Annotated in this window: 21 protein-coding genes and 2 pseudogenes; 2 read left to right on the forward strand and 21 right to left on the reverse strand. The window is 39.1% G+C overall.

Annotated features, from left to right (window positions below; genetic code table 11):
* Positions 1-16: 16 nt before the first annotated feature.
* The 11 genes and pseudogenes from QN079_RS10630 to QN079_RS10680 all read right to left on the reverse strand — a co-directional run bounded on the left by QN079_RS10630 (position 17) and on the right by QN079_RS10680 (position 12,337).
* Positions 17-1,924 carry an ABC-F family ATP-binding cassette domain-containing protein gene (locus QN079_RS10630; RefSeq protein ID WP_289229729.1) on the reverse strand — a complete coding sequence of 636 codons (1,908 nt, stop codon included), beginning with the start codon at positions 1,922-1,924 and terminating at the stop codon, positions 17-19.
* Between the two features lie 202 nt (positions 1,925-2,126).
* Positions 2,127-4,163, reverse strand: a complete 2,037-nt coding sequence (locus QN079_RS10635; protein ID WP_005229585.1) for a cation:proton antiporter — start codon at positions 4,161-4,163, stop codon at positions 2,127-2,129.
* 3 nt (positions 4,164-4,166) lie between these two features.
* A complete protein-coding gene (locus QN079_RS10640; RefSeq protein ID WP_015510017.1) occupies positions 4,167-4,448 on the reverse strand; it encodes a hypothetical protein in 282 nt (93 codons plus the stop codon).
* 188 nt (positions 4,449-4,636) lie between these two features.
* Entirely contained in the window at positions 4,637-6,757 is a 2,121-nt protein-coding gene (locus QN079_RS10645) for a peptidoglycan D,D-transpeptidase FtsI family protein (protein ID WP_086295557.1), read from the reverse strand.
* Positions 6,758-7,067: 310 nt separating this feature from the next.
* Positions 7,068-8,096: pseudogene (locus tag QN079_RS10650) on the reverse strand (LCP family glycopolymer transferase).
* 185 nt (positions 8,097-8,281) lie between these two features.
* Positions 8,282-9,091, reverse strand: a complete 810-nt coding sequence (locus tag QN079_RS10655) for an ABC transporter permease (RefSeq protein WP_081117285.1) — start codon at positions 9,089-9,091, stop codon at positions 8,282-8,284.
* 45 nt (positions 9,092-9,136) lie between these two features.
* Positions 9,137-10,192, reverse strand: coding sequence for an ABC transporter ATP-binding protein (locus tag QN079_RS10660; protein ID WP_289229730.1), 1,056 nt, complete (start codon positions 10,190-10,192; stop codon positions 9,137-9,139).
* 168 nt (positions 10,193-10,360) lie between these two features.
* The gene (gene tagD, locus QN079_RS10665; RefSeq protein ID WP_115232543.1) at positions 10,361-10,762 is read right to left on the reverse strand and encodes a glycerol-3-phosphate cytidylyltransferase; all 402 of its coding nucleotides are present in this window, start codon (positions 10,760-10,762) and stop codon (positions 10,361-10,363) included.
* 107 nt (positions 10,763-10,869) lie between these two features.
* A complete protein-coding gene (locus tag QN079_RS10670) occupies positions 10,870-11,070 on the reverse strand; it encodes a cold-shock protein (RefSeq protein WP_005229578.1) in 201 nt (66 codons plus the stop codon).
* Between the two features lie 141 nt (positions 11,071-11,211).
* Positions 11,212-11,817 (reverse strand): superoxide dismutase, encoded by a 606-nt coding sequence (locus QN079_RS10675; protein ID WP_005229576.1) that lies wholly within the window; start codon positions 11,815-11,817, stop codon positions 11,212-11,214.
* Positions 11,818-11,893: 76 nt separating this feature from the next.
* Positions 11,894-12,337: a GtrA family protein gene (locus tag QN079_RS10680; RefSeq protein ID WP_034858380.1), complete on the reverse strand. Its 444-nt coding sequence runs from the start codon at positions 12,335-12,337 to the stop codon at positions 11,894-11,896.
* A 132-nt stretch (positions 12,338-12,469) separates the two neighbouring features.
* On the opposite strand from QN079_RS10680, the gene QN079_RS10685 reads away from it, so the two are divergent.
* Positions 12,470-13,279, forward strand: a complete 810-nt coding sequence (locus QN079_RS10685; RefSeq protein WP_289229731.1) for a DUF1189 family protein — start codon at positions 12,470-12,472, stop codon at positions 13,277-13,279.
* 26 nt (positions 13,280-13,305) lie between these two features.
* The gene (locus QN079_RS10690; RefSeq protein ID WP_289230736.1) at positions 13,306-14,301 is read left to right on the forward strand and encodes a phosphoglycerate dehydrogenase; all 996 of its coding nucleotides are present in this window, start codon (positions 13,306-13,308) and stop codon (positions 14,299-14,301) included.
* 70 nt (positions 14,302-14,371) lie between these two features.
* Here the strand turns inward: QN079_RS10690 and QN079_RS10695 are convergent, their stop codons facing one another.
* The 10 genes and pseudogenes from QN079_RS10695 to QN079_RS10740 form a co-directional block, all read right to left on the reverse strand.
* Positions 14,372-15,310 carry a glycosyltransferase family 2 protein gene (locus QN079_RS10695; RefSeq protein WP_289229732.1) on the reverse strand — a complete coding sequence of 313 codons (939 nt, stop codon included), beginning with the start codon at positions 15,308-15,310 and terminating at the stop codon, positions 14,372-14,374.
* Between the two features lie 57 nt (positions 15,311-15,367).
* Positions 15,368-15,667 carry a HesB/YadR/YfhF family protein gene (locus QN079_RS10700; protein ID WP_005229567.1) on the reverse strand — a complete coding sequence of 100 codons (300 nt, stop codon included), beginning with the start codon at positions 15,665-15,667 and terminating at the stop codon, positions 15,368-15,370.
* An 11-nt stretch (positions 15,668-15,678) separates the two neighbouring features.
* A complete protein-coding gene (locus QN079_RS10705) occupies positions 15,679-16,344 on the reverse strand; it encodes a potassium channel family protein (RefSeq protein WP_005229566.1) in 666 nt (221 codons plus the stop codon).
* An 86-nt stretch (positions 16,345-16,430) separates the two neighbouring features.
* On the reverse strand, positions 16,431-17,060 hold the full coding sequence (locus tag QN079_RS10710; protein WP_005236913.1) for a response regulator transcription factor: 630 nt from the start codon (positions 17,058-17,060) through the stop codon (positions 16,431-16,433).
* A gap of 3 nt (positions 17,061-17,063) precedes the next feature.
* Positions 17,064-18,131, reverse strand: a complete 1,068-nt coding sequence (locus QN079_RS10715; RefSeq protein ID WP_289229733.1) for a sensor histidine kinase — start codon at positions 18,129-18,131, stop codon at positions 17,064-17,066.
* A complete protein-coding gene (gene liaF / locus QN079_RS10720; protein ID WP_005229558.1) occupies positions 18,128-18,859 on the reverse strand; it encodes a cell wall-active antibiotics response protein LiaF in 732 nt (243 codons plus the stop codon). The genes QN079_RS10715 and liaF overlap by 4 nt, the downstream gene beginning before the upstream one ends.
* A 152-nt stretch (positions 18,860-19,011) precedes the next feature.
* The gene (greA, locus tag QN079_RS10725; protein WP_005229556.1) at positions 19,012-19,491 is read right to left on the reverse strand and encodes a transcription elongation factor GreA; all 480 of its coding nucleotides are present in this window, start codon (positions 19,489-19,491) and stop codon (positions 19,012-19,014) included.
* 115 nt (positions 19,492-19,606) lie between these two features.
* Complete coding sequence (mltG, locus tag QN079_RS10730; RefSeq protein WP_153883792.1) at positions 19,607-20,950, reverse strand: endolytic transglycosylase MltG; 1,344 nt, start codon at positions 20,948-20,950, stop codon at positions 19,607-19,609.
* 96 nt (positions 20,951-21,046) lie between these two features.
* Positions 21,047-22,000, reverse strand: a complete 954-nt coding sequence (locus QN079_RS10735) for a DUF5776 domain-containing protein (RefSeq protein WP_289230737.1) — start codon at positions 21,998-22,000, stop codon at positions 21,047-21,049.
* 33 nt (positions 22,001-22,033) lie between these two features.
* Positions 22,034-22,990 (reverse strand): annotated as a pseudogene (locus QN079_RS10740) (GH25 family lysozyme); the annotation flags it as partial.
* Between the last annotated feature and the right edge of the window lie 27 nt (positions 22,991-23,017).

Consider the following 23,017-nt stretch of genomic DNA (forward strand, 5'->3'; position numbering starts at 1 on the left):
CGTTCTCTCCTTTACTCTACACAAATTCGCTCAAATATTCCCAACGATCCATTTTTTCTGCCAGTTGTGTTTCAACCTCGCTGATTTCTTGCTGTAATTTTTGCAGCTTCGTAAAGTCCGCACCTTGATGATTCATTTCTTCGGTCAAAGCGGCTGCTTTTTCTTCTAATGCCGCGATATCATCTTCAATCGTCGCCCACTCTTTTTGTTCCATATAACTCAGTTTCTTTTTAACAGGCGCTGCAGCAGACGCCTCACTTTCAGCAGAAAGTGAATCGGATTTTGTTTCTTTTGGCTCTAGTACACTCGAACTAGCTTTATTGGTATTGGCTGCTAGATATTCATTGATGGAACCAAAGTAGGACGTAATCCTGCCATTTCCTTCGAAGATCAGCAATTTTTGGGCAACTTTATCTAAAAAGTAGCGGTCATGGGAAACAGTGATGACTGCACCTGGAAATGTTTCCAAATAACTTTCCAAAATCGTCAAGGTATCAATATCCAAATCGTTGGTCGGTTCATCTAACAAGAGAACATTTGGCTGTCCAATCAATAGCTTGAGTAAAAATAGTCGTCGTTTTTCCCCGCCAGACAGCTTGCCGATCTTGGTGCCATGCATGGATCGCGGAAATAAAAACTGTTCCAGCATTTCTGCGACACTGACTTGGGAGCCATCCACTTTTTGCACTTCCTCGGCTGCTTCTTGCAAATAAGCAATCATTCGCTGATCAGGGTTCATCGCTTCAATCGTTTGCGTATAATAAGCCATTTTCACAGTCACGCCCATCGTACGCTCCCCTTCTTCTAAAGGCAGGCGACCAGCTAAAATATTGAGCAACGTCGATTTGCCCGCACCGTTTTCTCCTGTGATCCCTAAGCGTTCTCTTGATTGAATCAACAAATCAAAGTGAGACAAAATCGTTTTGTTTTCAATCTTGAAACTCGCATCTTTTAGCTCTAAGACTTGTTTGCCTAAGCGTGTCGTAGCAACATCAATGGCCACTTCGCCGTTTCGTTTTACTTGATGTAGGTTTTCTTTTAAATCATCGAAACGATCGATCCGTGCCTGTTGTTTCGTTGTACGGGCCTTCGCTCCAGTGCGAATCCAAGCCAACTCATGTTTGTACAACTGCTTGCGCTTGTCTTCTTGCGTCTCCTCCACACGTTCTCGTTCTGCTCGAGCATGAAGATACGTCTCGTAATTGCCCTGATATTCATGTAGCTTGCCAAAAGACAATTCAAAGATCCGACTAACGACTCGATCCAAAAAGTAGCGATCGTGGGTCACCATCAGTAACGCACCCCGATAATTTTTTAGATAGCCTTCCAACCATTGGATCGCATCATAATCTAAGTGGTTAGTCGGTTCATCCAATAACAACAAGTCTGGTTCATCGATCAATACTTGAGCCATAGCCACTCGTTTCTTTTGACCTCCAGATAATTCACTGACCTTTTTTTCTAACTCATTGATCCCAAGTTTTTGTAAAATGATCTTGGCAGTTGTATCTGTATTCCAAGCATCGGCTTTATTCATCGCTTCTTCTGCCAACTGATAATTCCGTTGCGTTTGTTGATCCAAGCCATTATTCTCTAAGGCAATCAGCGCTTTTTCATAGTCACGAACAACGCGAATCAGCGGACTGGTGCCTTGAAAAACAGCATCTACAACAGATAATTCTTCTTGTAACTGATTGTCTTGAGTCAAGAAACCGATGCGATAATCTTGGGCGGCAAATACCGTTTGGCGATCGCCATCTCCGCGATCCAAACCGGCCAAGATCCGTAACAAACTCGATTTACCCGTGCCATTGACACCGATCAAACCGATTCGATCTTTTTCATGTATCAGAAAAGAAAGCTGATCAAACAGTGTTTTTTCACCATATGTTTTGGTTAATTCACTTACTTTTAATTCTTTCACAGAATCCCTCCTGAGTTTTTTCTTCGCTCATTGTACCACATTTCATCAGCGGAAACGATGAGAGAAAAAAATCAATTTTTGAAAAAAAGAATGCCTTCGTCAGTCTACTCCTTCTGATCATCGATGTTGATCATCTTTTAGGAATAACCTGACGAAGACACTCCATAAAACGTGCCTCAAGTTGTGCGCCTCTTGAGACGTATTATCGGCGAAACATTCGCTGCTTCGGCTGTTCTTCTGCTCGAGACATCGCATACGATTCTAACAGATTGACATTGCGTCGGTATTCATTTGCCGAAATCGTTGAGATTTTTTCAGCCACTTCATATTCATCGATCGTCTTGCGCTCAAGGTAATAGCCCCAAAGGACTTTCTTAACAAAAATCGGGTCTTGCTCGATCATGATCGTTTCAATGAAATTGCTGTGTTCAAATCGTTTGATGCTCATTTCTCGTTGACGAATAAAGAAATTGATCAGCGAGGAATCATAGACATCTTCTAAATTGCTCAAACTATGAAAAATATATTCACTGTTCTTTAAGTAAATTTTTTGTACTTCAGAAATGTCTCGTTGCTTCAAGGCAGCTTTTAGCTGCTGCTGTCTTTGTAAAAACAAGCGAGGATGAATCAAAATACGGATAAATCGCTGAATAAAGAAGAGCCAAAAACTAAAGAATGAGAGAATTTGTTTTGCGAGGGAATGCTGTTGCTGAGAAATAAACCGTGAATAAAAACGGTAGCCATTTAAGCTGACTTTCCCATTTCGATACGCTTCATCCAAGCCGTCTTGTTCGATCGATAGGATCAATCCTTGAATTTCTTGGATTTCTTGTTTTTCTGAATCAGTCAAACTATTGCGATACAACTCCCAGCGCCGATTTTCATAGGAATTGATGACAGCATCGATCGCTAAACGGCCTTTATCCGAGAGTTCCTGCTTTTCTTCTGCTTCCAATTGTTCGATGACGTCTTCTAAGATCAGCAAGTGATTGAAGTCGACGCTTTCGGCAGCTTCCCCATCTGCCAAGTATGGCAAGACCATCACGCTGATGATCAATGTCAGTAAGATCACACAAGCGGTCAAAAACAGAAGCAAGCCTCTTTCATGAAAGGGTGCATCATGCACCATCACAGGCAAAATAAAGATGGCTGCCAAACTGACTGTTCCTTTGACTCCGCCAAAAGTCAACAAGGCGACTTGATTCATTGATACTTGTTTTTTTGACTGTAAAAACCAATAGTAAAACAACAAAAAGAGAAAACGAACAAGGAAGATCACCGCCGTGATCACCAAAATCGTAATCACTAGATGCCAGTTTGCATAATTATTGCTCTCCCAGATTGGTGAAAATACTTGTGACAACTCGATTCCTAGAAAAAGAAACACCAATGCATTCAATGTAAAGACAATGGTCGACCAAGTACTTTCTGAAATGTTCGCCAGCTCTGCATCAAACAACGAGATCCGTCGTTTTCTTTGGGCTTGGGCTACACCTGCCACAACGGCTGCGATGATCCCTGAGACCCCGATCATTTCGGCCAGCAAATAGGCAGCAAATGGCAAGAGCAGTTCGATCAATAAGTATACTGTGACATCTTGTGCCGAGATTTTTTCAATAAAGCGCAAAATTCGGCGTTTCAGCCACACGATCAAGTAACCGACAAGCCCGCCGCCGATACTAGAGAATAGGAGCTGGAACCCTGCGTTGGCTGCTGAAAAGCTCCCGGTGGTCAAAGCTACGATAGCAAACTGCAATGCGGTAACCCCTGAAGCATCGTTCAGTAAGCCCTCGCCTTCCAGAATATGCATAATGTTTTTGGAAATTTTCAAACGTTTTGCTAATGAGGAGACTGCCACTGCATCAGTTGGTCCTAACGCAGCACCAAAAGCGAAACAAGCAGCCAGAGGAATCGTGGGCATCAACCAATGGAGCGTTCCGCCGACAGCAAACAGTGTCATTAAAACGCCGCCAAAAGCCAAAAACAATACGATCTTGCTGTTTTTGAGGATTTCAGGTACATCTGCTCGTTCTCCTTCACGAAACAGCAATGGTCCAATGATCATTACTAAAAACATTTCCGGTTCAAAAGCGATTTCCTGTCCCATTTCTGTTAAACCTAGTAAAATCCCTAAGATGATTTGAATAAAAAAGATCGGTACCGAGGGTAATATTTTGCTCGCCACATTTGATAACGTGACGAGAATTGCAATGATAATGACGAGTTCAATAAATTCCATCCATTACCCTCTTTTCTTTCGAATAGCTAATAACAGCTCAAGAAAATCTTCTTTTTTCAAAAGGATCTTATCGTTTAGAAGACCTAACTCCTTTTCGTTATTTTCAATTTCGCATTGGACACGCCGTGATTCCAAGCGGTAAAGATCGTGTTTCATTCGCTCAAATTTACGAAAAAGCAATGGATTTTTCCGTTGCAAGTACTCACGAATCTCTTTTTTTTCAGCTGGTGTAAATTGTCCCAACTGTTTCATCAGTTCTTGTTTGCTTAAACATTCCTTGTTCATGATTGTGCTTTGGGCCCCTTTTATTATCAGTTTATCTTTTTATTTATCGTATAAATCAAAATTATCTCTTGACCGCTAGTATTCTAAGCCAATCATTCAAAAATAGCAAGTCTTTCTCACTAAAAGATGGTTTTCTATCCGCATTCTTATAAACTAAAAAAACCGCAGCTTTCACTGCGATTTTTTGTTTATTTCATATACAAGTCGTAATAAGCATCCATGATCTCTTTCGCGATTTGAATATTGGGATGCGTATCGGTGTCTCCTTTTAATTGAGGCATCACGATCGCAATCGCAATATCCGCATCACTGCTTGGCCCGTAGGCAACGATGTTTAAGTTAACTAAGCTGATGGTATTGCCATTACTATCCACGATGGGTGTTTCGGCAGTACCTGTTTTGGCAGAGACTTCCATTTTCGCAGAAGCCAAGCCTTTGGCAGTTGCCCAAGCATCCGTTCCATGAACCGCATCGTAAAAGCCATTTTGGATAATTTGCATTTGCGCATCTGATAAACCAACCTCGTTCAATACTGTTGGTTCGATGTCCTCAATCAGCGAACCTAGTCCGCCTGTTTCATCATTGTCGTAGATTCCGTCAACGATGTGAGGCTGCAATCTTTTGCCACCATTAGCAACAGTTGCTGCATATTGTGCCAGTTGCAGTGTCGTATAAGTATCAAACTGGCCGAATGCTAAGTCGAGGATCTTTCCGCCATCACTGACAGGGTCCATGTTCTCAATGGATGTGCTGATACCAGTTGCTTCTCCTGGTAAATCGATCCCTGTTTCAGTTCCCATACCAAAAGAGGCAAAAGAGGAACGGAGTTTTTCGTAGACATCCCCTTGACGATCCACTGTTGGAATCGAGATGCCTGACTGATAATTGATGCCCATCAAACGTAAAGCGACTTGCATCATATAGGAGTTAGAAGAAACTTCTAACGACTGCTCTGCAGAAAGATTGCGATTATTTGCCCCAGTTGGGTTGAAAATAGAAGCTTTTACATCGGAGCCGATTCTGATTGGTTGATCCAGCAGCACTTCGTTGCCGTTTAAGACGCCGTTTTCCCAACCGGCAGCCAAGGTTCCTGCTTTGACGACGGACCCTGGTACAAAGGAATTAATAAAGGTACCAATGGCATTTTCCTGCATTTCATTTGATCCCGTGTCATGATGATACCCGGACATGGAAAGGACACCGCCGGTTTTCGGATTTAACGCCACTGCGTATACCCCTGGGGAATACTCTGCAGCACCAGAATCAATCAGTTTTTGAAAATTGTCTTGCAAAATCTTGTCAACTTTCGCTTGAAATTCAGCATCGAGTGTTAAAACCAGATTATCCCCCTTTGCGCCTGCAAAGGTTTCTTTTTGACTTTCAATATTGTTGTTGTTGTCAAGCGATATTTCAGAGATGGATTTTGTTCCTTGTAAAACTTCTTCATATTGCTGTTCTAAATAACTACGGCCAACGCGATCATTACGTGCGTAACCTTTTTCTAAGAATTCGTCTAGAACTTCTTCAGGTATTCCTTGTTCTTCACTAGTCACCGTTCCGATCAAACTAGCCAGAGAACTTCCTTCAACGATCTTTCGTGTCCAATCGGTCCCGGTGGAGATTCCTGGTAAATCGACCATGTTTTCAGCAACAACTGCCAATTCTTGGTCAGACACATCCGACGTCTTAATAAAGACCGTACTCAAGGATTGTGCGCTGTTCATCCGCTTGAAAATCGTGGCTGCTTCTAATTCGGCATCGGAAAAATTGATTTCTTCTTCAGTCACTTTCTCAACGGTTGCCGCATATTGTTCAGAAGTACCTAAAGAACGCTCTTCATCACTCAATCGTTCAGTTGCTTTTTCAAGATTGTCTTCATCTGCCAACCAAAAGTCCTTAAGATCTCGATCAGACAAGTTTTTGTCGACTGGCATTTCGATCAACTCGCTCAATTTTTTGGCCGTTTCCAAAAGATCTTGAGCGGTCATTTTGTTTCCCCGCGTAAAAGTGATTGCTGCATTGGCTTGATTTTCCACTAAAGCTTTCCCAGAAGCATCGTAAATCATCCCCCGAGGGGCACTTCCTTTTACTTCCACTACAGATGAAGCTTTCAATTGCTGCTCAATATTTTCGCCATTGACGATCTGTAGATAGCCTAATTGGACAATCAATGATACAAACAAAGCAAATATAATAAAAAACAAAAAGTTCAATCGAAATGGAACATGAGATTTGCGATACGATTTGGCCTTTGGTTCTTCTGGCCCCTTACGTATCCCTTGGACAACTTTATCTTTCAAATTCTTCATCTCATCTATCCTTCCAATCTATAATGACTACTGTCCTATTTTACCAAAAAATTCGATCTGAAACAGAAAAAACAAAAAATATCCATTAATCCTTAGAAAAAACTATAAAAACTCAACGATATCTGCCTGAATGTTTCACAGATAGAATGTTTCATTTTCACTCTTTCATGAAAAAATTGTTTTTTTAAGCTTTCTTATGTTTTTTCATTTGTTGATTTCGTGAAACAAGAAATTGATTGATGTTATTGTGGAAAACTAAAAGCAGGAGGACATTTTGTCACCCTGCTTTTTAGGCTTCTAAAGAAACTAGCTACTCCCCAGTTGTTGAATTTTCTTCTGAGAAGGTCAAACTGTCGTCGTATAACTGATAATTAGGCGATCCGTTAGTATATTCATCGCCTTGGGTCAACCCCTCGTTCGTCGGAAGTTGCAACTGCTCCTTTAACAAATTTTGCGTATGCAATAACTGATTCGTCCCCAATAACTGATAATACACTCCACCAATCAGTTGTCCTTCCCCTTGCAGCTGCTCTTGCTCAATGGTCGCAAAAGCTGGCATGTAATTCGTACCGATATCCATCATGTCATTCCAGGTAAGATCCGTCTTCGAATTTTTTTCAACTGCTTTAAGGATGTTGCGGTAATTTCCTATTCCCTCCAAACTCATGACTTTTTGAAGGATTTTCGTCACCACTTCTCTTTGCCTTCTTTGTCGACCTATATCTCCCTCTAGATCTTGTTTACGCATTCTTGCGTAGGCCAAGCCTGTTTTCCCATTTAAAGTGATTTGTCATTTAGGGACATGGACACCTTCTAACGTAAAATCGATGGTATTTGTCACTTCGATACCACCTACTGCATCAATCAAATCCCGCATCCCTTGCATATTGATCGTCACATAATGGTCGATAGGAATGTCTAAAAGATTTTCAACTGAATCCATTGCCATCGCTTCACCACCGAAAGCATAGGCATGATTCAACTTATCGATCGTATTAAAGCCAACGATTTGCGTATAGATATCACGGTCAAGACTAACGATCGTTGACTGCTTTTTCTCAGGATTGACTGTTACCACCATCATGCTATCTGAACGGCCTTGCTCGGTTCGTCCCAGCGCCCCTGTATCAATCCCCATTAACAGAATGGAAAATGGATCGCGCTCTTCAATGCTGATCGCTGTTTCTCGTTTGTCTGTTTTACGATCAACAGACTTTGAGATTTGGTTGAATGTAGCATTCGTCTCTTGATAGATCTGCATGCCATAAATCGTTAACCCAATGATTCCAACTACTAACACGACTAAAAGACTGACTATTACTTTTTGATAACTCCGCATCCTGCACCTCGCCAATAAAAAATCACTTATCGAGTAAATTTTCCCACAAAATACAACGTTCAGCAACCGCTATCAAGAATAACTTTCATCCGTAACGTTTCTGTAACTTATTTGAAATAAAGAAAAAATTACAAACAAATAAAGTGCGCTCTCTAAGTTAGAGAGCACACGTCAAAACATCATTTTTAAATGTAATCAACAAAACGAGCACGGAACTTCATATGCAAATGGCTTCCTAAAATAAGAAGCATCAAAGTTAGACACCAGAATATAAGTGTGTAGGTCGTTTTTTCCCAAACCCATGCTCGAGAAAGGAAAGCATCCCGAAATCCTTCGATTAAATAGTAAAATGGGTTTAAGCGAAGGATTTTAATCAACCAAACAGGCATGTTTCGATTATTAATATCCCATATTGGACCAGAAACATAAAATAATAATCTCAAAACAGACTGCAGAAAAATGTGATAGTCACGAATCAGTACCGTTATGGTTGCATTCAAAAGGCCAAATGCAAATAAGAAGATGACCATCGCAAGAAAGTAATAAATAAATTGTAACCAATAGATGCTTGGTGTTACACCCGCTATGAATAACGAACCTACCACGATTGCCACCATAGGGATGTACGATGACAGATTACTTATAATATTGATCGATGGTAAAATGCTTACTGGGAACTTCATTTTCGCTACCATTCCTACTTGTCGATGAATACTGTTGGAGGCACCTAACACAGATGCATTAATATAAAACCATGCCGTGATCCCAATCAGCATCCAAATAATAAAAGGAACGCCATCAACTTCTCTATTCCCGTTCACTCCTAATCCGAAAACTAAATAATAAATACCGATTTGAATCGCAGGGTTTAATATTTGCCAAGCTAATCCCAAATAATGGCTCTGATAAGTAGCCTTATCTTCGTATCGAGACATCCGGAATATAATTCCCGCATGTTTAAATTGTTCTTTTATAACTGCAGCAATCTCTTTCACAAACTTCTTCCTTTTCTATTTGAACTAAACAAAGAAACATCTTCTTTATTTGAAAACTTGACTAATCGTTTCAACAGGATTTTTAATTGCGTAAGTAATCGAACGCCCACTAAAAGAAACCAGCGAACAGAATATCGTTGCGACTACGACCAAACCTAAGATCCCTTTTGTCGGCCAGCTCATTTTTTCTCCTAATGGCGTGCGCTTCAAGTTTTTTTGAATCATTTGGTCGGAAAGATTTTGTTGTTGCAAAAAATGATCTTCACGGCTTTTTTCTGCTAGTTTGTCCAAGTTAAATGCTTTTTGTTCTTCTTTATAGTTATCTTGATAGGCTTTTTGCTCTTTCTTTGGTTGTTTTTTGAACCAATCGATAAATTTGCGGTATTCAGCCATTACTTCTTCAGTAGGACCAAACATCCGTAAATCCCCATAATGCATCCAAATCGTTCGGTCACAAAGTTTTTCTACCTGTCCTAAAGCATGACTAACAAAAAAGATCGTTTTTCCTGCTTCTTTAAATTCCATGATCTTATCCACACATTTTTGATAAAACGTTTCGTCTCCGACAGATAACGCCTCATCAATGACTAAAATATCTGGATCATTATGAACCGCAATAGCAAAGCCTAATCGTGATTTCATCCCACTGGAATAGCTTTTAACGGGTTGATTGATAAAGTCACCTAAATCAGCAAAGGCTACGATCTCAGGCATTTTTTCATCAATTTCTTTATTAGTCATTCCAAACATCAATGCTTTAAGCCGAATATTTTCTAACCCTGTCAGCTGATATTTTAACCCGGCACCGATTGCGATGATCGAGGTATCACCATTTACTTCCATCGTACCGGATGTCGGAGGGATAATCCCACTGATCACGTTGGATAAAGTTGATTTCCCAGAACCATTGATCCCAATGATCCCCACTGATTCACCAGCTTTCACATCGAAGCTGACTCCTTTTAATGCCCAAAATCGGGGAACATTGCGATGATAGAACTTGAATAGCGCTTTTACTTTATCAGCTTTCTTTTTATATAAGTCGTATTCTTTCGTCACTAAAGTTGCACGGACTTTGATTTCTTTTTCCACTTTCTTCATCCATTCTCATAGAATTTCTAATTGATCAAGTCAACTCACAAAACATCATACCATATTTTGAGTTCTGAACAAATAATCAATGAAAAACTAGTAATAAATTCTTAAGTTCTTGGAGTTTGTTTCAATAAAAAAAACATCTGTAAAAGATGCTTTTTCTATTAGAATTGTTCAATTATTTAGTTTCAACTCTTTTTTAATTTGAGTGGTTGATATTTCTGGCGTCCTCGCTAGATAAATCACTTCAGCATCGGTTTCTTCTTGAATAAAATCAAATTTTCCCGCCCAATCATCTCCCATAACAAAGGTATCAACATGATACTCTTTGACATCAGAAACTTTTTGTGCCCATTCTTTCTCGGGAATAACTAAATCCACATAACGAATCGCTTCTAATAATTGCTTTCTTTTCTCATAGGAAAAGTAGCATTTTTTTTGTTTTTCATTCCAATTAAATTCATCCGTTGATAGTGCCACGATTAAATAATCGCCTTGCTCTTTTGCACGACGTAAAAGATTAATATGTCCATAGTGTAACAAGTCAAATGTTCCATAAGTAATTACTCGTTTCATTCTTGTACCTCTTCGTTTTCTAGTCTTTAATGTATTGAAGATACCAAAAATGGCAGGAAATAGCAAATTAAAAAAGCTGAGAGGTTACTCAGCTTTTTTGTTCTGATTTAGACTTTGGTTACTTCCGCTGCCTGCGGTCCGCGGGCACCTTCAACGATCGTAAATTCAACTTCTTGTCCTTCTTCAAGCGATTTAAACCCATCTCCTTGAATGGCAGAGAAGTGAACAAATACATCATCGCCACCGTCAACTGTAATAAAACCAAACCCTTTTTCGTTATTGAACCATTTTACTTTCCCATGTTCCATAGTGTGTAAAGCCTCCAATAATTATAATCCGACGATTCCGTCGATTTCATTATAGCGGAATATGTAAGCGTTAGCAATAATGAAATTTCTTTCCATCAACAAAAAAGAAGCCCTTAGTCAGGCTTCTTCCTAATAGTTTGTTTAAGCTTTTGCGAAATATTCGTTTACTTTGTCCCAGTTAACAACACTCCAGAAAGCATTGATGTAATCTGGACGAACATTTTTGTATTTTAAGTAATACGCATGTTCCCAAACATCTAAACCTAATACAGGTGTTTGACCATCCATCAATGGTGAATCTTGATTCGCGGTTGAAGTGATTGCTAGTTTACCGTCTTTAACGACTAACCATGCCCAACCTGAACCAAAACGTCCAGTTGCAGCAGTTTTAAATTCTTCTTTAAAGTCTTCAAAGCTGCCAAAAGTTTCTTCAATTGCCTCTTTGATTGCTCCAGTAGGTTCGCCACCGGCATTTGGGCCTAAGATTTCCCAGAAGAATGTGTGGTTAGCATGGCCGCCGCCATTGTTGCGAACCGCTGTTTGAATATCTTCAGGTACAGAAGAAAAGTCTGCTAATAATTCTTCAACTGTTTTTTCACCTAATTCAGGATGTTTTTCAATCGCTGCATTTAAGTTTGTTACATAAGTGTTGTGGTGTTTATCATGATGCAAATGCATCGTTTCTTCATCAATATATGGTTCCAATGCATCGTATGCGTAAGGTAAATCTGGTAATGTGTAAGTCATAAAAAAAATCCTCCTCAATGATAATGTTTACATAAGTAACATTATCAGACTATCAGACTTTGTTCAAAAAATATGCTTACTTTTTCTCACTTTTTTTCGTATTGAAAATCAAAAATTTACTAAACACATAATTTGCCAAAACAACAACGACTTGGGTGACCAGCTTGGCAACAAGATCTCCGGTAGCTAAAACTGAGATAAAGAAATACATACAGAGCATGTCCAAGCCTAATGATATAACGCGAAAAAAAATGAACTTTCCAAATGCCGCCCAAGACTCTTGCTTCGTTTTTGTTTTTGCTTCAAAAACCCATAACTTATTTGTAAAGTAAGCGAATAAAACAGAAGCGATCCAAGAAATCACATTCGCTGTTTGATAATAAAAACCAAACCCTTCACGAAAAATAAGATAGACGACAATATTGACTACGGTGGTCAAACCACCAAAAAATAAATACGTGAGTGGCTCCCATAGTTTTTTTTGTTGTAAAATTTGTTTGTATTCAATAAACTTTTGCATACATATGCCTACTTTCATTACTTTATTTACTTATTCAATAGATATTTGGCTCTTTTTTTGTGAATTCCTTGTAATCCTAAGAACCCTTCGTTACAATTACTCTAGTTATACCACAAAGGAGTTTATCAGCAAATGACTATCGTCCAACTATTTAAAATTGCTTTTTTTCGAATACCCGAACTAAAATTCGTCAAAAAAGCAGAGTTTTCCAAAGTAATCGTTTTTCTATTAGGTGCAGCCGTGATGATGGCTTTGCCAGTTACCATCAATGTCTTAGGCGTCTTTCGTGATGTGCAAGCAGATGGACAAAAAATCGGAGAAACGATTCCTGATTTCACGATCGAAAATGGACAGCTTTCTGTCGCTCCCAATACGCAAGGGTTCATCTATCAAACCGATTCGATCATCTTTACTTTTGATCCTGATGGCAATCGTACACCAGCGGATATTGCATCTGATGTTACCGGCTCGGTGATCGCAGTAGGTTTGTTAAAAGATCAGCTGGTCATTCGTATCCCTTCTTCTGGTTTCTCAACGTCTATGTTCGATTCAAACCAATTAGAGTTTGATTATAGTGAACCAGCACTGCGTAATCTTAACGGTCAGGCGATTCGAGAAACCTTATCCAACCAAGCGATCCCATGGCTGATAAAAATCATTGTCTTTTTTGTCGCCTTATATCCCACGTTTGTCAGCTTACTGATCACCTTAATCATGGGAACCTTTATTGCAACGATCTATACGAAATTGAAGCTATTCTCTTATACCTTTTTCGAAAATTTAAAGATTCTCATTGTCTGTGCTGCATTGCCTACACTCATTAGTGTTATTGTACAACTAGCGCTACCTTCCTTTGATGCTACCACCTTTATTTTGTTTGGTTCCCTATTCTTATTTACGCAAGGTGTCAAAGATTCCCCAAAAATACAATTAAAAAAATGATCTATGCCATGTTCAATTCATTGAACATGGTTTTTTTCTCATTCTTTGCTACACTTAAGATACAAGGAGGCTTGGCAATGAAAAAAATAATCTTAGCCACTCGCAACTTTCGCGACACTTATGTGGAACAAATGGAAAAAGACTATCAATTTCTCGTGTACTCAAAGGACCAAGCAATTGATTGGTCACAAGTGGAAATCACTATCGGTTGGAAGCCAGCATGGAACGAACACCTGTTAACCGAAAAAACAAATTTGAAATGGGTCCAAGCGATTTCGGCTGGTGTGGACACCTTGCCATTAAAAGAGTTTGCAAAATACGACATTCTCTTATCAAATGGCAGTGGCATCCACGCTGAATCGATTACAGACCATTTATTGGCTTTGCTCTTTATGGAAAACCGCGGGATTTTCCAAGCAATCCAACAACAAAGAAAACAGCAATGGGCACCGGATACGATTCCTTATGCAAAGCTATCTGATCAAGAGATTTTGATCGTTGGTACGGGACAAATCGGCCAAAGATTAGCCCAAGCATTAACCTTTTTTGGTGTACATCCGATCGGCATTAATACAAGCGGCCATGAGGTGGCGAATTTTGAAAAAACGTTTGCGTTATCTGACTTACACGCTTGCGCAAAAACCGCCGATTGCATCATCAATATTCTTCCACTGACAGAAGAAACCACACATTTGTATGACGAAGCCTTTTTTGCACAAATGAAGCCTTCCGCTTCATTTTATAATGTCGGTCGCGGTCCTAGCGTGGATACTGCCGCATTAACAAAGGCATTAGAGAAAAAGCAGCTGGCATTTGCCGCACTAGATGTTTTTGAAGAGGAACCTCTACCAGAAAATGATCCACTATGGCATACCGAAAACCTGTTGATTACTCCTCATATCTCAGGACACACGCCCCATTTTCAAAAGGTATTTATGGATATTTTCTTAGCGAATTTCCAACAATTTTTAACAAAACAAGAACTTGTTAAAAATGAGATAAACTTGGATAAGGGATACTAACAAATTCTTTCCGCAAAAAAAGTGTACAGTTGAAGGCAACCCCTTCAAATTGTACACTTTTATTTTATCATTATTTTTCTTGGTCTTTTTCGGTTTCTTTCAAGAAGTACAAGGGTCTATGTTTAGTCTCTAAGAAAATTTTTCCGATATACTTGCCGATGATCCCTAAACAAAGCAATTGCAATCCACCAACAAATAAGAAGATACTGACCATTGAAGGCCACCCTGATGTCGGATCTCCAAAAATAAAGGTTCTTATCACAATAAAGATCAAAGCAATCAGAGAACCAAAACAGGAAAGCGCACCAATAAACGAGGCGATATTCAAAGGTGTATCTGAAAAATTGACGATGCCATCGATCGAATATTGGAATAGCTTCCAGAATGACCAGGACGTCTCACCCGCTACTCTTTCTCGATTCTCATAGGCGATGTATTCTGTATCAAACCCAACCCAGCTGAAGATCCCTTTTGAAAAGCGATTGTACTCTGACAGCTGTAAAACTGCATCAACCATATTGCGGCGCATCAAGCGAAAATCTCGCGCACCGTTTACCATTTCAGTATCGGCAATTTTGTTGATGATGTTATAGAACGAGTTCGAAAAAAAACTGCGAATCTTTGGCTCACCTTTTCTATCGGCACGTCTCGTCCCCACACAGTCAAGCTCTGGTTTACTTCTTAGCAAAGAAAACATTTCAGGTAGTAATGACGGCGGATCTTGTAAATCTGCATCCATTACAGTGACAAAATCGCCTCTAGCAGCTTGTAGCCCCGCATAAAGAGCAGCTTCTTTGCCAAAGTTTCTCGAAAAAGATAGATAGCGAACACTTTCAGGGTGGGCGTGATACAAGTCTCTTAAAACAGACAGAGTTTGATCTGAAGACCCGTCATTAACAAAAATATATTCAAAAGGCATATTTAAGTGTTTCTTCACTTTTTCTGTTTCTTCAAAAAAAATCGGCAAGCTTGCCTCTTCATTAAAACAAGGTACAACAATTGATAACATCGGTTTCATCTCCTAGAGCCAATCGTGGGAAATCGGTCAGCTGGGACCGAATCCACATTATTTTTTATCTTCGCTAAAATCATATTTCGGTTCATCTAACGTTTCATCATAGTCCACAGTTAGATCATAGCCTTTGAAAAACCATTCGTCTGCTTCATCAATAAAAAAAAGCAAGCCATCAATGGTTTGTTCGACGATCGGACGTTCTGGTTTATCGACTGACATTCCCACGGAAAATCCGTCATGCACTTGTGTTTTGCCATAAATTTTTCCGAAAAAACGAATCCCGCTTCCTTGGTCTACCACCAATTCTTTTTTAAACCATTGCATTGCTTCAGGACTTATTGTTAAGTTCATTTTCTTCACTCCTAATCATTCATATGTTCATCAAGTATATCTACATCATCTGTATTGCCGATCACGAGTAAATTGTCATTTTCACGCACGATCGCCTCTGCATCAGGCGAAACGATCACTTGTCCTGGTCCCCGACGAATCGCAACGACTGTCAGACCATACTTTTGTCGAAAATTCAGCTCAATCAGGGATTTATTGAAAAAGCGTGGATTGGACACGCGAATCTCTGCTAGAGAAAATTCGTCAGATAGTTCAATATAATCTAAAATATTTTTGGAAACAAGATTATGGGCGATGCGAATCCCCATGTCACGTTCGGGATGAACGACACGGTCTGCGCCGAGTTTTTCCAGCACACGGGCATGGTATTCGTTTTGGGCTTTCGCTAAGATATTAGGAACACCCATTTCTTTGACCATCAAGGTCACCAAAATACTAGCTTGAATATCCTCACCAATCGCAACAATGACATGGTCAAAGTTACGGATACCCAATGAGCGTAACGTCATCTCATCTTGTGCGTTGCCGACCACCGCATGGGTGGCGATATTCATGTACTCATTGACACGATCTTCGTTGCTATCGATCGCCAGTACTTCTTGTCCAGATTCAATCAACGTGCGACAAATACTGCCACCAAAACGGCCCAGACCGATTATTGCATAATTTTGCTTCACCACAAACGCTCCTTTTTTACCAGATCATAATTTAGTATAACAAAAACCTCCTCTGCTTGCCATGAGGAGGTATGATTATTAAGACTTTATTTTATCAAACCATGTTTAAAAGCATATATCGTAGCTTGTGTACGATCTTCTACTTCTAATTTTGATAAGATATTTGACACATGTGTCTTCACTGTTTTCAGCGTAATGAAGAGTGAATCCGCAATCTCTTGGTTGCTCTTTCCTTCGGCGATCAACAGTAACACTTCTTGTTCCCGATTGGTCAAATCTTCATGTAGGATCGGTGTCCGATTCGTCAAACGATCCATCATTTTCGTGGTGACTTCGGGTTCTAAGACCCGCTCTCCTCGCTGGGTTGCACGAATGGCTTCCGCAATCTCATGAGCAGTAGACGTCTTTAACAGGTAACCTGCCGCCCCCGCTTCAATAGCAGGATAGACTTTTTCGTCATCAATAAAACTAGTGACAATAATGATTTTTGCTTCGGGCCAATCATTTAAAATCAATTTCGTAGATTCGATCCCATCCATTTCATCCATCACCAAATCCATCAAAATCACATCTGGACGTAATTCCAATGCCTTTTCATACCCGACTCGACCATTTTCCGCTTCCCCAATTACTTCTATATCGTCTTGAATCGATAGATAAGAAGAAACCCCCAGACGAACCATTTCATGGTCATCAACTAACAACACTTTAATCATACCTTATGCCTCCTTCAACAGTGGAACTTTAATTTCAATACTGGTTCCTTGATTTTTAAAACTAATAATTTTCAACGTTCCGCCAACGGCACTTACCCGTTCTCGGATATTCATCAAACCATAGCTGCCGGCCTTTTGATCTTGTGGATCAAAGCCAACACCGTCATCGATCACCCGCAACAACACGTTATTATCAATGCGATGCAAGTAAACTTCCAACTCATTGGCCTTGGCGTGACGCAGTGTATTAGATAAGAGTTCTTGGATCACACGAAAGAGTTGATCTTCAATCGAACTAGGCATCGTAAATTCTTCAATATCCCAAGTCAATAGAATTTTGATTTTGGTCTCTAATTCTTTTAACAATTGCTCGATTCCTTGCTTTAGACTCTTCCCTTCCAAAGTAACAGGTCGTAGATGAAGCAAGAGCGCCCGCATTTCAGATTGCGAAGCATTGATAATGTCTGTGACCATAGCTAACTGTTTCTTTTGACTTTCTGGAGCATCTGTTCGAATCGCTTGCTCATTTAGTGCAGACATCATCATCATGGCGGCAAACAGCTGTTGAGAAACAGAGTCGTGCAATTCACGAGCCAGACGCTGCCTTTCTGCTTCTAAAATCTCTTCTTTCGTCTGACCATCAACAAACTGCGGTTTCGCATTCAATTGCTGTAATTCCATCGACATCTGTTTCATCTTCGATTGGATACTGGCAATATCACGATCCACATTCGCAATCAAATGGTTTTCAGACGCATGGGGGATTTTTGTTTCCAATAAAGGGCTATCGATATAGCCGCTGGCTAACAGTCTTAACTTTTCTTCCACCGGACCATATTGACGGTTGCGAAAAAAAGAAATCAGTAAAAAGACAGCTAACGCAATCAATGCAGATATTACAAGTAAGTGAAAGACGATTGGGATAAAGAAGAGCTTGATTTGAAAGACTTCTATCAGCCAATTATTTTTCCCACTGGCATACAAATAGGAAAACAGCATCAAAATCATGGTGAAAAAACTTGCTAATCCTGCATAAAAAGCGATCATGCCTCTTGAAAATTTCCCGATCATACCCGAATCACCTCAACATCACCAACAAGGGTATTCGTCAAGATTTTCAAACGCCGACTATTTTCGCCATAATCCGGGCTGTAGATCGTCACTTTTTCATTTTTCAAGCTCGTTTCTTCGCCTTCAAAGATAACGGAGCCAATAAAAGTACTGTGCTCTAATTTGATTGCTACGCCAGCAGGCACTAAAATACGAGTTCTGCCAAAGCCTTTTCGTACGATCACGACGTTTTCTTTCTTAGGCAATAAAGTGTTGCCTAGATCGATGAAAGTGTCTCCCGTCAAGATATCTAAATTGATATCGTCCCATTCATAGACTTGACTGCCGATCCGTTCATTACCTAACCATTGCTGCTTTTGTTTCAGTGGATGATCAGCTTTGGGTTCTTCAGTTTCAACGATAATCATTTGTTTTTTGCGCCAGAATGAATTTTTAGTTAAGTCGATTCCGGTAATCTCGACTCCTTTTAAACCAATAAATAAAATCGCAAAAATCAGCATCAGCCACAGTGCTGGACTATTTAACAAACTGATCAAAATAGCAATGGAACTTGAGACCATCAAGAAATTTTTAAAATTGCTCTTGCGCTCACTTCGGTTCACAAGGACCAAGCACGTCACACCAAGTATTAATAAAAATAATAATGGCGGATTAGATAAAATTTGCCATACCGCAAAAAGCAGTAAGAGCGCTTCAACAATAAAGAAAAAACGCCAAGGACTTTTCATTCAAGCTCCTCCTCCTAGTAATTCTACTCTATCATACCTGAAAAAAATGGTTTGTCCATCCGTCGCTGGTCCGAAAAAAGACCCTGTTTGATCAAATTCCCTAAAGGAGAATGAACAACAGGGTCAACTAGATTGATCGAGTGATCAAGCAATTAGCTTTTCTTTACTTCTGTGATTCTTACTTGCATATCTCCGCCTGGCGTTGAGATCGTCACTTCATCGTTGACTTTTTTCCCAATCAAGGCACGAGCGATTGGTGAATCATTGGAAATTTTACCAGAAAACGGATCTGCTTCAGCACTACCGACGATCATGTACTCTTCTTCGTCACCATCAGGCAACTCAACAAAAATCACTGTTTTTCCGATGGAGACTTCATCAGAGTCTACACCCTCATTATCAATGATCTCTGCAAAACGAATCATATTTTCTAAAGTAGTGATTCGGCCTTCGACAAACGCTTGTTCATCTTTAGCAGACTCATACTCTGAGTTTTCGGATAAATCGCCAAAACTGCGGGCTACCTTGATACGTTCAATGATTTCGCCGCGTTTTACCGTTTTCAATTCTTCTAATTCTTGTTCTAGCTTTTCTTTTCCTTCAAGTGTCATTGGGTAAACTTTTTCTACCATAGTTCTTTTCTCCTTTTAGTAACTTCTAATAAATCGCAAAAGGTAATCTTTTGCGATGAGTCCACAAAAGATTACCATGCTTTTTTTTAAATGTAAACTATAAACCTATGAAAATTTAATTTGAGGTATTGTTTACATATTGTTCCACTAATTGCATATGCTGTTCATAGGTTTCCGCAAAGTAAACTTCTTGGGTTTGAATGTCAGCAACGAAATAATAGTAGTTGTTCGGTGTTGGATCTAAGACCGCTTGGATCGCTGCTTCACTTGGATTGTTGAATGGTCCAGGTCCGTAGCCAGTATGCACATAGAGATTATAAGGAGAGTCAACTTGAGTGTCCTCATAAGTAACTAGCTCTTTGTGCTCACCTAACGCGTATAGAATCGAAATATCCGATTGCAGTGGCATATCAATCGCTAAACGATTGAAGAATACCTGTGCGATATTTTTACGATCTTCTAGCTTACTGCCCTCTTTTTCAACAAGTGAAGCCAAAGTAAGGACTTCTTGAACCGTCATTTCTTTTTGAGCAATTTGATCGAAATATTTTGACAAGACTGAATTTGATTTATCCACCATTTGGGTAACGACTTCTTCTAGGGTATTCCCTGTATAGTAGTCGTAAGTTGCTGGGAACAAGTATCCTTCTAGTCGGTAACGCACACCTTGCGCATCGCCGGCACTTGCTAAAAGCTCAGGATAGGTTTCTTTCATTTTTTCAAAGAACTCATCGCTTTCCATCAAAGCTAAGAAATCGTCTTTCGAGATATTCGTTGCTTCCGCTAGAGCATCACCGATTTGATCAACATCAAATCCTTCTGGAATCGTCACTTTTGCATCAGAGGTGACCGATCCTTCACCATTTTGCAGCATCTTTGAGATTTGATCCAATGTCATACTAGGAGAAAAATGATAATTTCCTGCTTGAAATCCAGTTAAATTATTGAATTTCGTATAATAGTTAAAAATCATACCACTTTTAATGATATTGTCTTCTTCCAATATTTCTCCAATTGCTTTGTTGGACGATCCACTAGGAATCTCAACCGCCACCGTTTCGGTATCTTCTGGATTCAACGGCTGCAATCCTGATGTTACATAACGATACATTGAAAATCCTAAAACACCACCGATGACGAGCAGAGCAAGGACTACGATCAAAACGATCCGATTGACAATCCGATCTTCTTTTTTGCGTTGCTGCTTGCGCAATTGCGTTTCCCCACCTTCAGCTATGGGCACTTCTTCTTCTGCTGCCCTACGACTTGTAGCAGCTTGCTTTGCTTGTTTATTTTTGGCCTTTCCACTTGCAGTTCGCGAACCCACCTCTTCTTGAGGTTGTTGAATAGGACGCTCGTTCAAACCATTGCTTTCTTGGGTTTGATCTGATTGAGGTTGCTTTAAAGCTCCTAATACTTCGTCTTTAAAGGACTTATCCTCTGGATGTTGTTTACTCAAAACAACTCCTCCTAACTTTCGTAATACTGGCTTGTACCATTATACACGAAAGTTAGGAGGAGTGGAATAGAAAAAGATTAATAGTCCCTTCAAGAGCTACTTAGCTTTTACAATTGTTTTTTTCGCTGATAGATACCCTTGGTTTGTTCTAAGCCGTGGTGTACCATTAGCATCAAACTCGATTCCTTGAACTTTTACAACCATACCTTTTGTTGCTTTTTTCTTACTGGCTCCATTACTAAAATTTACAGAAGAGTAAAAATAATCATTTTTCTGTAAAATGACACTTGAGATATCTTTGTAGTAATAGTTTGAGTAACTAGCTATAAGTTTAGAAACATATTTCTTATTAGTGGTCACATATCCGTTATTAACTTTTAGCCTTGGTACTCCTGATGAAGTGAAAACAACGTCATTGACCTTCAAAACTTGATTTTTCTTAATTTTAGCGCCCCTGTTTTTAAAATTTACATCTTTATAAAAATAGTCATCTTTATTAAAAATAACAAATTGGGGTTTAGACAATAAATAAGAATTGTACGAAGAAGTCACTGTTGATACTCTAGATAAATTCGCTGTAAAATATGAACCATCAGATAAGATTAATCTCGGACACCCATCTGGTGCATATGCAATCCCTTTTACTTTAATAACAGAGCCCTTTGGATATTTTGTTTTTCGAGAAGTAAAAGTTACATTTGAATACGAATAATCATCTTTTTTTGTATAGACATAGCCAGAAGATGGTAAGACATACATATAGTTCTTGTAGCTGCTTAAAATTTTCTGTACATAAGATTTATTCGCCGTTAAATACCCATCATCAGTAATTAATCTAGGTGTTTTGTTATCATATGCAATTCCTTTTATCTTAATAACTTGGTTTTTACTCACTTTTCTTAAACGATTAGCAGTCCCAAATGATAGTTTGCTATAAATGTAATCATTTTTTTTCATAATGATATAATTAGGGTTGCTTGTATAGTATTTAGATAAATCAACTGTATTATTTTCATTATTGGTAAATATTCCTAAATAATCAGAAGACATATCAAATGATGTACTAAGGTTAGGAAATGTTACTAACGAGGACCATTGCCATGCTCCATATTGAGAATACATCTGAACATTGGATAAAGAGTATGGATAAGCAGCAACCCAAATATTTTTTGCTCCTAGAATTGAAGCATCCATTAACCCTTCTGTAATCCAGTACAAGCCGCTATAATGAATAACATTTCCATATCCAAGTTCATTTAAACGTTTTTTAAATGAAAGTGAATTTTGCGTATGATTCCCTTTATCTACAATTTTTGGTTCCTCAATATTATTTACCATTAGAGTAGTCTTAGAAAGTCCTAATTCCTGTGCGAAAGCTGCAAAATAATTTGCTTCTGCGATAGCCTCAGATTCATTGGTGAACCAGCTATAATGATACACTGAAACTTTCAAGCCCGCTTGTTACGCATTTTCAATTTGCTTTTTTGCATAAGGATTTTTATAAGTAGTATATTCTGTTAGTTTAACCACTACACCTTTGACACCGTATTGCTTCATCATTAGATAATTATCTATAGATATTTCACCATTGTGCGACGACACATCAATAAAATCTTTCCTCGGAGTATTCAAGTCCTCCGCTTTAACGATTGGAGGATTTAAAACAGCTGCTCTTGTCGATCTTCTTACTGAATTTTCATTCGTTGTTTCATACAAGTCAGAACGTCCAGAAGGTATTGCATATTCTTTTGAAACAGAAATACCTTCTTCTGTTTCAGCAGTAATGCTCTCCTCTACTTTTTCAATATTAGAATAGGCTGTAGAGGAATTAGTGGTCTCATTTTCACTTACTAAATTCTCATTTGTACTTGGAAATGTCGATATAAGAGTTTCTTCATCTCCCGAATTCTTTCCTCTAAAACCATCTATTGATTCAGTGGACTCAGTAGAGGTGATTATTTCATCTGAAATAACAAGCTCATTAATAGATACAAGTACTAAAAGAAAACAAATTATAGGTAAACAACTTTTTATTTTCATTTGATCTCCTTCTTTGTTCTATAAGAC

This window comes from Enterococcus sp. FZMF (assembly GCF_030263915.1).
Classification (GTDB): Bacteria; Bacillota; Bacilli; order Lactobacillales; family Enterococcaceae; genus Enterococcus_D; species Enterococcus_D casseliflavus.

Bases quoted from the DNA above. Each gene is read 5' to 3' on its own strand.
- QN079_RS10635 (WP_005229585.1), bottom strand. From the start codon at position 4,163: ATGGAATTTATTGAACTCGTCATTATCATTGCAATTCTCGTCACGTTA.
- QN079_RS10640 (WP_015510017.1), bottom strand. From the start codon at position 4,448: ATGAACAAGGAATGTTTAAGCAAACAAGAACTGATGAAACAGTTGGGA.
- QN079_RS10645 (WP_086295557.1), bottom strand. From the start codon at position 6,757: ATGAAGAATTTGAAAGATAAAGTTGTCCAAGGGATACGTAAGGGGCCA.
- QN079_RS10660 (WP_289229730.1), bottom strand. From the start codon at position 10,192: ATGAAGAAAGTGGAAAAAGAAATCAAAGTCCGTGCAACTTTAGTGACG.
- tagD (WP_115232543.1), bottom strand. From the start codon at position 10,762: ATGAAACGAGTAATTACTTATGGAACATTTGACTTGTTACACTATGGA.
- QN079_RS10670 (WP_005229578.1), bottom strand. From the start codon at position 11,070: ATGGAACATGGGAAAGTAAAATGGTTCAATAACGAAAAAGGGTTTGGT.
- QN079_RS10675 (WP_005229576.1), bottom strand. From the start codon at position 11,817: ATGACTTACACATTACCAGATTTACCTTACGCATACGATGCATTGGAA.
- QN079_RS10680 (WP_034858380.1), bottom strand. From the start codon at position 12,337: ATGCAAAAGTTTATTGAATACAAACAAATTTTACAACAAAAAAAACTA.
- QN079_RS10685 (WP_289229731.1), top strand. From the start codon at position 12,470: ATGACTATCGTCCAACTATTTAAAATTGCTTTTTTTCGAATACCCGAA.
- QN079_RS10690 (WP_289230736.1), top strand. From the start codon at position 13,306: ATGGTTTTTTTCTCATTCTTTGCTACACTTAAGATACAAGGAGGCTTG.
- QN079_RS10695 (WP_289229732.1), bottom strand. From the start codon at position 15,310: ATGTTATCAATTGTTGTACCTTGTTTTAATGAAGAGGCAAGCTTGCCG.
- QN079_RS10700 (WP_005229567.1), bottom strand. From the start codon at position 15,667: ATGAACTTAACAATAAGTCCTGAAGCAATGCAATGGTTTAAAAAAGAA.
- QN079_RS10710 (WP_005236913.1), bottom strand. From the start codon at position 17,060: ATGATTAAAGTGTTGTTAGTTGATGACCATGAAATGGTTCGTCTGGGG.
- QN079_RS10715 (WP_289229733.1), bottom strand. From the start codon at position 18,131: ATGATCGGGAAATTTTCAAGAGGCATGATCGCTTTTTATGCAGGATTA.
- liaF (WP_005229558.1), bottom strand. From the start codon at position 18,859: ATGAAAAGTCCTTGGCGTTTTTTCTTTATTGTTGAAGCGCTCTTACTG.
- greA (WP_005229556.1), bottom strand. From the start codon at position 19,491: ATGGTAGAAAAAGTTTACCCAATGACACTTGAAGGAAAAGAAAAGCTA.
- QN079_RS10735 (WP_289230737.1), bottom strand. From the start codon at position 22,000: ATGTCTTCTGATTATTTAGGAATATTTACCAATAATGAAAATAATACA.